This is a genomic window from Synechocystis sp. LEGE 06083, from assembly GCF_015207725.1.
Taxonomy (GTDB): domain Bacteria; phylum Cyanobacteriota; class Cyanobacteriia; order Cyanobacteriales; family Microcystaceae; genus Synechocystis; species Synechocystis salina.
In genome coordinates this window covers 20,992-32,718 of the sequence record NZ_JADEWJ010000006.1, presented here as the reverse complement: position 1 = coordinate 32,718, position 11,727 = coordinate 20,992, and the positions used below count along the sequence as shown (strand labels likewise).

10 protein-coding genes are annotated in these 11,727 nt (G+C 48.8%); 4 read left to right on the top strand and 6 right to left on the bottom strand.

The features are described from left to right. Nucleotides 1-215: 215 nt before the first annotated feature. The 6 genes from IQ219_RS00985 to IQ219_RS00960 all read right to left on the bottom strand — a co-directional run bounded on the left by IQ219_RS00985 (nt 216) and on the right by IQ219_RS00960 (nt 7,651). Nucleotides 216-1,946: a mechanosensitive ion channel family protein gene (locus IQ219_RS00985; RefSeq protein ID WP_194071431.1), complete on the bottom strand. Its 1,731-nt coding sequence runs from the start codon at nt 1,944-1,946 to the stop codon at nt 216-218. Between the two features lie 336 nt (nt 1,947-2,282). Next, nucleotides 2,283-3,017 carry a class I SAM-dependent methyltransferase gene (locus IQ219_RS00980; protein ID WP_194071430.1) on the bottom strand — a complete coding sequence of 245 codons (735 nt, stop codon included), beginning with the start codon at nt 3,015-3,017 and terminating at the stop codon, nt 2,283-2,285. Between the two features lie 51 nt (nt 3,018-3,068). After that, a complete protein-coding gene (locus IQ219_RS00975) occupies nt 3,069-4,826 on the bottom strand; it encodes a hypothetical protein (RefSeq protein WP_194071429.1) in 1,758 nt (585 codons plus the stop codon). Nucleotides 4,827-5,137: 311 nt separating this feature from the next. Further along, nucleotides 5,138-6,136: an ABC transporter ATP-binding protein gene (locus IQ219_RS00970; RefSeq protein ID WP_194015896.1), complete on the bottom strand. Its 999-nt coding sequence runs from the start codon at nt 6,134-6,136 to the stop codon at nt 5,138-5,140. 130 nt (nt 6,137-6,266) lie between these two features. Continuing rightward, the gene (locus tag IQ219_RS00965) at nt 6,267-6,962 is read right to left on the bottom strand and encodes an SDR family oxidoreductase (RefSeq protein ID WP_190596769.1); all 696 of its coding nucleotides are present in this window, start codon (nt 6,960-6,962) and stop codon (nt 6,267-6,269) included. Between the two features lie 14 nt (nt 6,963-6,976). After that, nucleotides 6,977-7,651: an N-acetyltransferase gene (locus tag IQ219_RS00960; RefSeq protein ID WP_199309564.1), complete on the bottom strand. Its 675-nt coding sequence runs from the start codon at nt 7,649-7,651 to the stop codon at nt 6,977-6,979. A gap of 115 nt (nt 7,652-7,766) precedes the next feature. Between IQ219_RS00960 and IQ219_RS00955 the strand changes: the two genes are divergently transcribed. The 4 genes from IQ219_RS00955 (at nt 7,767) to rfbD (ending at nt 11,712) form a co-directional block, all read left to right on the top strand. Beyond that, the gene (locus IQ219_RS00955) at nt 7,767-8,360 is read left to right on the top strand and encodes a TetR/AcrR family transcriptional regulator (protein ID WP_194071428.1); all 594 of its coding nucleotides are present in this window, start codon (nt 7,767-7,769) and stop codon (nt 8,358-8,360) included. 216 nt (nt 8,361-8,576) lie between these two features. Further along, the gene (gene glgA / locus IQ219_RS00950) at nt 8,577-10,052 is read left to right on the top strand and encodes a glycogen synthase GlgA (RefSeq protein ID WP_194019915.1); all 1,476 of its coding nucleotides are present in this window, start codon (nt 8,577-8,579) and stop codon (nt 10,050-10,052) included. A gap of 104 nt (nt 10,053-10,156) precedes the next feature. After that, nucleotides 10,157-10,825, top strand: a complete 669-nt coding sequence (gene msrA / locus IQ219_RS00945; protein WP_194071427.1) for a peptide-methionine (S)-S-oxide reductase MsrA — start codon at nt 10,157-10,159, stop codon at nt 10,823-10,825. A gap of 5 nt (nt 10,826-10,830) precedes the next feature. Next, a complete protein-coding gene (gene rfbD, locus IQ219_RS00940; protein ID WP_194071426.1) occupies nt 10,831-11,712 on the top strand; it encodes a dTDP-4-dehydrorhamnose reductase in 882 nt (293 codons plus the stop codon). The last annotated feature ends 15 nt before the right edge of the window (nt 11,713-11,727 follow it).

Below are 11,727 nucleotides of genomic sequence, written 5' to 3'. Positions count from 1 at the left end.
ACGTAAATCTCCATCTTGAACTTGACTGGATAAGCCCCGGGCTGCCATCTTAAAAACAATGGAGACAATTAAAATACCAATGGCAACTTCAATTAACTTGACGACGTTGGGATCACTGAGCCAGCTTTGAATTATATTGACTAACTTTTCCATAGGTTAATGTCCAATGCATAATTTTGCTTTGTCGACTGTTGCCTGAGATAAAATGCGTCGCCCTAGGTCTGGTCAGATTCTGATGTATTTACTCCATTATCCTTTGTCGATGGAGCATTGAGGGATGAAACTTTAAATGCGGGTGCTTCATAATCCGACGGTAGATAATCAGCAGGAATGGTGGTCTGGTTACCGTCCCGCACAGCGCGGTAATGGGGCGAAAGAATTTCAATATCGGCTTCGTTGCACTTATCTTGAAGATTTTGATGAAGTTCTGAATAAATTTTTGCCATGATGCCTGGATTATGGGTATAGGCATTTAACTCATAGGCGATGTAAAAATCATCCAGACTAGTTTGCAACACAAACGGTGCAGGGTCTTCGAGAATTTGATCTGTTACTAGAGCCGCTTCGATCAGTACGGCATGGACTTTACGCCAGGGCACATCATAGCCCAGGGTGATGGTGGTGTGCAGAATTAAGGGCGGTGCTCCCGGATCACTGGCGGCGGCGCTATAGTTAATGACATGGCTACCTAAAACGGCCGAGTTGGGAATGGTAATCACCACATTTTTAATGGTACGAATACGAGTAACAAACAATGTTTTTTCTACCACATCCCCAATGGTATCGGTGATTTTAACTCGATCACCGACGGAAAATGCCCTGGTGTAGGTCAACATAATACCAGCAAAAATATTGGCAATTACCGATGAAGAACCGAGGGAAATTAGCAACCCTAAAAAGATAGAAATTCCCTGGAAAGCAGGGGTTTTAGAACCTGGTAAGTAAGGAAATGCCACTGTAGCCGCAAAGGCTAAGACGAGAAATTGCACCAGCTTATAGGTGGGTTGAGCCCATTCTCGATAAAATCCTTGAAACTTGATATTGTCTTGCTCGATTTCAGCGAATAAAAAGCGAATTACTTTAAGAAAATAAGATGTGAATAGCCAAATAATCACGAGAAAAAATAGGTTGGGAAAATAAGCAAGTAATCCTGCTACCAGAGTGCTAATCGCCGTGCGGACATATTCAAATAAAATCCGAGCCAGTCCCTTTGTCCAGGGAAAAAAACTTAAAACCAGATTAATGTAGAGATAGAAAACTCCAAGTAAAAGGGCAAGTCGGACAACTTTAATGATCTCTGAAATCAGATCAATTACCCGATGGGCAGATAAAATTTGGGTGTCAAACAGTCTTAACGCCGGAATCCGAGTGCCCCGCCAGCGCCTCAATTGGCGATAAATAACTGGGACTGATTTAGTGATACTAATTAAGCTGATAGTTAGGATAATTGTGGCAATTAGTGTGTAAATTACTCCCCGCACTAAACTATGGATGCTATAGGAGGACCTAAAATCAGTAATTGATTGTTTGATGACCTGTAAATATTCGTTAGCAAGCTCTTTACGAGATTGTCCCGCCGCCACCGCATCCACATCGGCGATCGTCACTAGGGTTTCATCCCCCGCCCGAATATCCGCCGTTGCCGCCGCTTCATTGTCGACAATTTTGAGTGTATTCAGGCTAACTTCAGTATTTTTAGCCAGACTAACTATTCGATTAGAAACTACCTGGGCCCGGAATTCTGGGGAGAAAGAGGCAATTCTCGCTTGAATATAAAATAGTGTTTCGTCCCCTAAAATCACCGGCGCCCCTTTCGGTTCATTGGCTGTCGGCTTAACAGTTTGGGGATAAACCAAGTAGGCCGTCGCCACCAGTGTAACTAGGTTAAGCAGAAAAATAATTAAACCGTTGCGCAACCAGTTCTTTAGCCTGTGATAGAACAACATATTTTTTCTTCGGGAATTATTAAGGGAATTGGTGTATGACATTTTCCATAAATTTCATTTCCCCTGGGATCAATTTTGGCAGAGAATATGGCTGATCAGAGTTTTAATTTTGGTTAATTCTAGTCCCGCTGGTGGAAGGTTAGTTTCAGTGTGGGACAGTATTGTTTAATGATGTTCTTGTTGACCAAAGTTTTTCCCTTCCCCATACCATAGAGCCCAGGTCAACGGGTATATTTTTCTAGACGTTCTTGAATTAATCAAGACGGAGTTTAATAAATTCTAGCTAACTAAAGTTAACGAAGAAAAGTATCAAATTTTATCCTTGGTTTTAACACTTTATTCTCCGCGCTTCACCGCCCCAAATGCAGCAAAACAAGAGTTTTTATGGAGAAGATCCACCGTGTCAAAGCCAACGGAACGGAGTAAATCAAGTTGGTAGGTGACAGGCCGGGGGGAATCTTCACGGTCAATGTAGCTGAACACTTTGTCCCGATATTCCGCATCACCAAGGGAGACCAAATAATCACCGTATCGATCCCACATCATTGCTTGGACGGCTGGGTGCTCGTGGAAAACTAAATCGGTAATCCACACGCTACCACCGGGGGCAAGCAAATCATAAATTTTCTGAAAAGCCTGTAACCAGTCTTCGTCATCCCGTAAATGGTGCAACACTGCCGCTGCAATAATCACATCATAGGTCGAGTTTGGTAGGCTTACTGAGCGAAAATCCCCCTGTAGGGTACGCACTGCACCTCCGTTTAATTGTTGGACACGTTCCGCCGCCTTCATCAGCATGGGTGCGCTTAGATCAAGTAGATCAACATTGAAATCATGATTGGTGGATTGACGCAGTCGAATTGTGTTGTTACCAGCACCACAGCCAATATCCAGTACATAACGGATATTGCTAGTACAGGAAATGGCCGCCTCGGTGATTAGGGCCATGGCGAGGGGAGCGTCAATGGTTGTCGCCTGGCCGGTTTCGAGGGAAGAAAAACGCGCAACATCTTTGTCAAAACGGGAGCGGATGTCTGCAATGGTTGATTTTTTCCCCAGGGGTGTGGTCATGGTGATGGCAGGTAGCGTTGTAGTTGATTGACTATGGATTTTTGCCCTTGCTCACTCCGGCTGAACCGGGGCAAGATATTGCTGGCTTTCCGATCGCCCCAGACGTTGGACGTAGCGATTAAACTGCCAGGTGCTGGCCACAATTACCACTGTTTGGCTGAGGACTGTGAGAAAAAAGAGGGGCGTTTGAAAGTTAATTCCCTCCACCAGGGCAATGGACGGCAGGGGGCTAAACCACATAACGACGCTTTCCTTAATGCCCGCGCCAATGGCGATCGCCAAGGGGATTACCACCATCACCACCACCGATAAAATCAACACCAGTAGACGGGGGAAGCGCATCTGCAGCAGACTCCACTGGATTAGGGTAGCGAAGGTAAAATTCCACAACAGGCCCATGGCCAAGGCCACCACTATACCCCCGAGAGGAATGGTCACCCCTGCCGGTGCCGGCGCTAACCAGGGCAACAATAACACCATGGGCAAGGTTAAAAGGGCGGTGAAGCAAAGATTTATGGCGATCGCCCCTTGGGGAGGACTATGGTCGGATACCAGATTTTGCCAGCTCCAAGTGCGATGCTGCCGGGGGGCTTCGTGGCGATAGCGACTCCAATCCCGTAAATAATTAATTTGGGGGCACAGAGCCAGGGTCAACCCCAAAAAGAAGCAACAAAGGGTCAGTTGCCAGCTACCCAGGTTCAACAGTAGAAAATCTAGATAGTCACCTTGGGTATAGCTCTGGAGTAAAAAACCGTTGGCGATCGCCACCACGGACAGAGTCACCCCCATGCTTTGAACCTTGCTCCACGCAGTACTAAAGGGACGACGGAAGCGACGACGTAATACTTGGGTAATCCAATAGGTTCCCACTGCAAAATTGGCCACCATAAATCCCATGCCCAGGGGAGCCGACCGAAATAAATCCCAACCATACCAGCGCAATTGGTCTAGTTCATTGGGGCCGAGGTAACCGACGGTGGGTATGGATAAAAAGGTGGAGCGGACTAAATAAATGAGAGCTTTACCGGGGTAAAACAGAGATAACCAAGAGAGGAAAAATGGCTCCCAATCGTTATCTTGCATGATTAGAATCGTGCCAATCAGCGTCCCCACCGCACATAAACCGGCGATCGCCGCACTTTTAGAAAGGGAATAACTTTTTGAATTACTGCTTAAACCAATCCAGAGGGCAATGTGGAAAAAGAAGCTGGCTCCGGCTAACACCACAGCGTAGTAACCTGCCAGTAGGGGCAAGGAAATGCCTGCTCCTCCAGCAGTGATTATGTGGAGAGGCAAAAGGGTGAGCAAAAATCCATACAACAAGCTAGGCACCCCCAGGATTTTGCCCCAAATAAAACTGCCCTCGCTCTGGGGACTAAGGCGAATAAAATTTAACGTGCCCCGTTGGCATTCCTTTTGTAAATCCGCCACCAGCAAATAAACCCCCACCACCAGCAATAAAGCCAGCCCGGCCAGGCTCAAAAAACTGAAGCCATCCAGCCACCACAGCCGCCAATTGATCGGTAACTGCCCCAATAGATCCTGGGTGCAAACAAAAATGCCGCGGTTATATTCCCAGTCCGGTGGGATGCCCATGCAGTAGCGACTAAATTGCTCCCCAGCGGGTTTGAGCGGATCCAGTACGGGGATTTCTCCGGCTCGAAAAAATAGCACCACGCTCTGGAAAATTACACTAACTAACAATAACCAACGCACTTTAGTGGCGGTGAAACGGCTTTTGAGTTCCCGGTACAGTTGGGGATGCCAGTCTCCCAGGCGATCGACATAGACGGAGAAAAAATTGATCATGGCGGTGACTGCGAAGTGGGGCAAGAAATAAAGTCAATTGGTCGCTGATTAAATCCTAATTCATCCCCCAGTTTCGTTTAGCAAAGTACCGATCAGATTAGGGGTTGCTGATTTCAGCTAGCTCCTTATTAGGGAAACAATGCCAGTGGGAGAACGCTGTTCACTGTCAAATAAATTGCAGATTAAATATTCAATTGGAGGGTAAGTAAACTAGACAGAAAACAAATTAGTGGAGGATAAATTAACGGTGTTTTGAGCGGAGAATCGCTACATCATCGGCACTACCCAGAGCGGAAGGGTCATTGTTACTGTCAAGAAACCTGTTGATGGCCTAGTTTGAGGAAAATACTTTCTAAATCCTCCTGTTGACAATGGAATTGACTTACTTGACAACCAGCATAGATCAAATTTCTGAGCAGGTTGGCGCTGTCTGCGGGGGAACCAGAAAAAATCACAGAGCAATGGACCCCTGGGGCGGAATTTTGCTGATCTCCCTGGTCATAGTTTATCTGCCAATCCTCCACACCGGGTTGATCCTTCAGGCAATCCGGCAATTGCTCCACTCCCCCCAAGAGGGTGATGGTGATGGTGCGTTGCCCCAGGCGATTATACAAGTCTGCCAAAGTGGTGCTTTCTACCAAACAACCCAACTCCATTACTCCGATCGCCGTGCAGAGTTCCGCCAAATCACTGAGCACATGGGAGGAAATCAGAATGGTCATGCCAGCGGCCTGCAACACCCGGATAATGTCGCGAAATTGTTGCCGAGCGAGGGGGTCTAGCCCAGAAACCGGCTCATCTAGCAGGAGTAAAATGGGCTCGTGGATAATGGTGCGAGCTAAACTTAACCGTTGTTTCATCCCCCGGGAAAGACTGTTAATGCGGCTGTGGCGTTTACTGGTTAGTTGCACCAGCTCCAACACTTCCTGGATGCGGTGACGACGGCTGGGATTTTTCAGATGGTATAACCGGGCAAAGTAATCGAGATAATCCCAAACGTTCAGGTCTTCATAGAGGGGGTAATCGTCCGGTAGATAGCCCAAATATTGCTTGATCCGCAAATTGTCTGCCCCCGCCACCAGGCGATCGCCAAACAGATAAATTTCTCCCCTGGTGGGTTCCTCCGCCGTGGCCAACATACGGATTAGGGTAGTTTTGCCGGCACCGTTGGGGCCAATCAGACCATACACTGACCCCTCCGCAATGGTTAAATCCACATTGGTCACCGCCCCCTGGCGATCGAAACGTTTAGTCAAGCCTTGGGTAACCACAGCGGCTTTGGTTTCGGGGGTTAATTCCATGGGGGTCACAGTCAAAAAAATCTGGGTGAACCGATCATAAACTAACCAAACCTTACAGGTGATTAAAGCCGGCCAATTTTCTCCCTTATCTATGATATTTGCAGGAATTTGCTTGAGATCCGCCATTTTTCCAGCGCCATCAAGCGCCATCCCCCAACATTGCGGGTACATCAATTTCCTTAATGCAGGTGGATCGGGATAGGGAAAGAACACACTCAATGATGCACAGCAGATCGCTCAAGGGTATTGCTGCGCCCCCGACCAAATTATCCGCCGCTAGATCTGCCATTACTTCAGGGGTGCCAACATTGCCGGGATTAATCACAGTGACGCCAATTTGCTCTGATCTCAATTCTTCCCTGAGGGAATGCACCACCCCCCGCAGTCCAAATTTAGATGCACTATTGGCCACTTCCCTCCCCGGGTAATTATCCCGACCGGAGAGGGACCCCATAAAAATAATCTTGGGATTATCCGATCGCCGTAGGGCCGGCAGTAACGCCTTCACCAAGCGCATCGGAGCCAGCAAATTAACGGTAATCACCCGGACAAGATCTTCATCGGCACAGGTTTCAAAACGGTACTGGGAAGTAAAGGCATGGGTTTCCCAAGTCCCCCCCATGTATAGCAAGCCATCCAAGGAGTAATTGCCAATGGCCTCCACCACCGTTCCTATCCCTGCCAAGTTAGACAGATCCGCCTGCACCCATTCACCCACCGGAGCCGCCGTACGGGACACCGCCCATAGGCGATCGCACTGACCAACAAAGTGCTCTGCCACCGCCAGTCCAATACCCCGACTAGCACCTGCCACTAGAACTGTTTTCAAAGACATGGTGGCTCTCTTTGCTAGTTGAGACGCAGACCAAACTTGGTAACGCCCGGAAAATCAATTTTGAATTGCTCCGAAAAATAATCCTGGTAAAAGGTTTGATAGGGCTTAAATCCCACGGATTCATAGGTATGACGGGCCCTGTCATTGCCATTGATCACCATAATGCCAGCAAATTCATGGCCTTGCGATCGCCCTTTTTCCAGTAAAGCCCTCAGTAACGCTTTGCCCAAACCCTGGCCCCGGGCCTCCGGTAATACGGCCACATTTTCAATAATCCAGGTTGCCTGGGGGGTGAGAAAAAACGGTCGTAAATTTCCGCCCCAAAGCCCCAGATACTGCCCACGAAAAGCTGCCAAATTTTCCTTCGTCCAGTTCAACTCCTTGGCGATCGCCTCTAGCTGGGATAGGCGTAATGGACAATAGTCCTCTGTCCCAGGCACATAGCCAGCGGCGGCAGCAACAGGTTTGCCCTCAGCTTCCAAAATCAGAAAATCCGGCACATTACCCCAATTGCAAGCATCAGCCTTTAGTTCTGCCTCAATAAACTCCAAGGCTGTGGTACCGGTACCTTCCAATAAATCTTCCCAAAAGCAATGGTTTAACGGCGGCAGGGAAGCCTCGTACTCAATCCTGGCGAGAAATGGAATATCCGCAGTGGTTGCTTGGCGGGTATTTAGCGTAGTTGACATCACAGCTCCTTTGGGAAAACTCCCCATAAAAGATACAATCTGTATGTATCTCAAAAATAAAAGAAGCCCCTTTCTTTGTCAAGATACATACTGTCTGAATGTTAAATTAATTCCCATGCCGGCTAAGTTAACCAAAGCGGAACAAACTCGACGAACTCGCCGCGCCATTCTTGATCGAGCCCGTCACCTGTTTGCCACCCAGGGATATACCGCCACGGGCACCGAAGAAATCATTAGTGAGCTAGCCATTACCAGGGGAGCCTTATACCACCAATTCGGCGACAAGCTGGGGCTGTTTAAAGCGGTCATCGTGGAAGCCTATGACGAAATCACCAACTACATCCAAATGAAAGTTCGGCCCCTAGACAATAACTGGCAACAGTTAATCGTTGGCTGTCAGGCATTTCTTGAAGTTGCTCAACAGGACGAACTACGGCGCTTGGTATTTGTGGAAGCTCCTGCCGTTTTGGCCGCGGATGACCTCACCGAAATTGATCAATATGGCTTTGGTTTACTCCATGAGTCGATTCAGACCGCCGTCTCTGAGGGGCAACTTAACACCATCGATGCTGAGGGTTTCGCCCACTTGGTCAATGGTTCGTTGAATGAGTTGGCCGCCTGGGTGGCCCAGTCTAATGATCCAGAACGACTTAAAACCGCCCAATGCTTGGTGGAAACGTTACTGCTACGGCATCATCATTGCAGTTAGTTTTTCATTCTTGGGTTCAAAAAAAGCCAGGCCCATAGTGAAAAATGAGTAATGACTGAAGCCATTGCTGGACTGAATTAATTTCCAGATGTAACCGGTACTCGACCCAGCCCTTAGCCAGGGGAATTCTCCTCCAGTGCTTGCAAGAGAGAGCCAATATAGGAAAATACAATCAACTCGATCGCCGTCGAGTAAAAACTGTTATCAGGAGCCTCTATGTACATCGTTCAAATTGCCTCAGAATGCGCCCCCGTCATTAAGGCCGGAGGATTGGGGGATGTTATCTACGGGCTCAGCCGTGAATTGGAACTGCGGGGCCATTGCGTCGAGCTCATCCTGCCCATGTATGATTGCATGCGCTACGACCATATCTGGGGTTTACACGATGCCTACCGTAACCTAGAGGTGCCCTGGCATGGCAGCTCAATTTTTTGTGACGTTTTCTGTGGCTGGGTCCACGGCAGGCTCTGCTTCTTCATTCAGCCCAAATCTTCTGATAACTTTTTTAACCGGGGTCATTATTACGGCGCTCTCGATGACCATATGCGCTTTGCCTTTTTCTCCAAGGCGGCCATGGAGTTTTTGCTGCGTAGCAACAAACGCCCAGACATTGTCCACTGCCACGATTGGCAAACGGGGCTAGTACCGGTGTTGTTGTACGAAATTTACCGCTTCCACGGCATGGATCATCAGCGGGTTTGCTATACCATCCACAATTTCAAACACCAGGGCATTGCTGGAGCCAATATTCTCCATGCCACGGGGCTTAATAATGACAGTTATTATTTCAGCTACGATCGCCTGCAGGATAATTTCAATCCCAATGCGATTAACTTCATGAAGGGGGGCATCGTCTATTCCAACTATGTCAACACCGTTTCCCCTCACCATGCTTGGGAGGCCCGCTTTTCCGATATCTCCTGTGGCCTAGGCCACACCCTGGAACTTAATCAGCAAAAATTTGGCGGTATTTTGAACGGTTTGGACTACGAAGTCTGGAACCCAGAAATTGATCCCCTCTTGGCGAGCAACTTCGGTCCCAAAACCTTTGGCGATAAGGCAAAAAATAAGCAAGCTTTACGGGAAAGATTGATGCTGGAAGCGGACGATAACAAACCAATGGTCTGCTTTATTGGTCGCTTGGATGGGCAAAAAGGTGTCCATTTGGTGCACCACTCCATCTACTACGCCCTTGACCAGGAATCTCAATTTGTACTGCTCGGCTCCGCCACCGAACCTAATCTGAGCAAATGGTTCTGGCACGAAAAACAACATCTCAACGATAATCCCAATGTCCATCTGGAGTTGGGTTTTGATGAGGAGTTGGCCCACCTGATTTACGGAGCGGCGGATATCATTGTGGTGCCTAGTAACTACGAGCCCTGCGGTTTGACCCAAATGATCGGCCTGCGTTATGGGGCCATTCCGGTAGTGCGGGGAGTAGGCGGTTTGGTAAATACTGTGTTTGACCGGGATTATGACCAGAACCATCCCCCGGAAAAACGTAATGGTTTTGTTTTCTATCAACCGGATCAGTATGCCTTGGAAACGGCCCTTGGTCGGGCGATCGCCTTGTATAAGGATGATCCCGTGGCCTTTAAAACCTTGGCGTTGCAGGGCATGGCCTACGATTACTCTTGGAATAAGCCGGGGCTCCAGTATGTGGAAGCCTACGAATACATCCGGGCTTAACCCTTCGGGTTTGTAACAGTTTCGTTACACTAGTCCATAGGCGGAGCAAAAGCCGTTGGGCATAGCTTCGTTCAGCGTTCATAAATAACAACAACCTAAAGATTATGGGATTCTTCGATTTATTCGGTAAAAAAACGGCCATGGTTGCCCCCAATGAAGCCCTCCCTGGGCGATCGGCCACTATGCCCGTACCAGAAAAACATTTCGTCAATGGCCACAGCCTCAAAGCTCCCTTTCCCCAGGGTATGGAGACAGCCCTGTTTGGTTTAGGTTGTTTTTGGGGTGCAGAACGTAAATTTTGGCAAATTCCCGGAGTTTACAGCACCGCCGTTGGTTATGCCGCTGGGTACACCCCCAATCCCACCTACCAAGAAGTTTGTACGGGCATGACTGGGCATAATGAGGTGGTTTTCGTTGTGTTTGATCCCCAACAAGTGAGCTACGACCAATTGCTCAAAGTCTTTTGGGAGAGCCATAATCCCACCCAGGGCATGCGCCAGGGCAACGATGTCGGCACCCAATACCGCTCCGGCATTTATACCTATTCCGAAGCTCAACAACAGGCCGCTTTAGCATCGCAGCAAGCCTATCAGCAAGCTCTCCAACAGGAGGGCTATGGGGAAATTACCACGGAAATTTTACCGGCCCCGGATTTTTACTACTCCGAGGATTATCATCAACAATATTTGGCTAAGAATCCCAATGGTTACTGCGGTTTGGGGGGCACTAATGTAGCCTGTCCCATCGGCACAGAAGTTTCCCTGGGAGCTTAGTCAAGTTGGTGGACAAAATCCTTTTATTGGGGGCCACAGGACAAGTGGGTCAGGAGTTGGCCCTTGATTTATCCCGTTGTGGGCAAGTGCAAACCGGCACCAGGGCAACTTTTGATTTGGCCCAACCGGCCATCCTGGGGGATAAAATTCGTGCTTTCGCTCCCGATATCATTGTCAACTCCGCCGCCTATACTGCCGTGGACAGGGCTGAAACGGAGCCGGAATTAGCCTACGCAGTGAACGCCCTTGCTCCCCAGGCGATCGCCAGCGCGGCCAAGGAAATCGGCGCCTATGTGGTGCATATCTCCACCGACTATGTGTTTGATGGTAGCCAGAGTTCTCCCTACCAGGAAACGGATATCACCAATCCCCTCGGGGTTTATGGCCAAAGCAAACTCCAGGGAGAAAGGGCCGTGGCAGAAAGTGGCGCTAACTTTCTCATTGTCCGTACTGCGTGGGTTTATGGGGCCAAAGGCTCCGGTAATTTTGTCAAAACCATGGTGCGCTTGGGCAAAGAGCGGCAAGAAGTGCGGGTGGTGGCGGATCAAATTGGTGGTCCCACCTGGGCCAAGGATCTGGCTCAGGCGATCGCCGCTTTGGTTCAACAACGGGCCCAGGGCATTTACCACTACAGCAATAGTGGGGTGGCCAGTTGGTACGATTTTGCGGTGGCGATTTTTGAGGAAGTTGAAAATTTGGGCATTTCCATTCAGGTACGTCAGGTGGTGCCCATTACCACAGCGGCCTATCCCACGCCGGCTCGACGGCCAGCCTACTCCGTTCTATCCCATGAAAAAATAGTACAAACTTTGGGTTCAGCCCCTCCCCATTGGCGAGCTTCATTGCGGGCCATGCTGCAACAAAGCATCAACGAGGGCATTTTCTGATGGCAAGGCCACTAC

Bases quoted from the DNA above. Each gene is read 5' to 3' on its own strand.
- IQ219_RS00985 (WP_194071431.1), bottom strand. From the start codon at position 1,946: ATGTTGTTCTATCACAGGCTAAAGAACTGGTTGCGCAACGGTTTAATT.
- IQ219_RS00980 (WP_194071430.1), bottom strand. From the start codon at position 3,017: ATGACCACACCCCTGGGGAAAAAATCAACCATTGCAGACATCCGCTCC.
- IQ219_RS00975 (WP_194071429.1), bottom strand. From the start codon at position 4,826: ATGATCAATTTTTTCTCCGTCTATGTCGATCGCCTGGGAGACTGGCAT.
- IQ219_RS00965 (WP_190596769.1), bottom strand. From the start codon at position 6,962: ATGTCTTTGAAAACAGTTCTAGTGGCAGGTGCTAGTCGGGGTATTGGA.
- IQ219_RS00960 (WP_199309564.1), bottom strand. From the start codon at position 7,651: ATGTCAACTACGCTAAATACCCGCCAAGCAACCACTGCGGATATTCCA.
- IQ219_RS00955 (WP_194071428.1), top strand. From the start codon at position 7,767: ATGCCGGCTAAGTTAACCAAAGCGGAACAAACTCGACGAACTCGCCGC.
- glgA (WP_194019915.1), top strand. From the start codon at position 8,577: ATGTACATCGTTCAAATTGCCTCAGAATGCGCCCCCGTCATTAAGGCC.
- msrA (WP_194071427.1), top strand. From the start codon at position 10,157: ATGGGATTCTTCGATTTATTCGGTAAAAAAACGGCCATGGTTGCCCCC.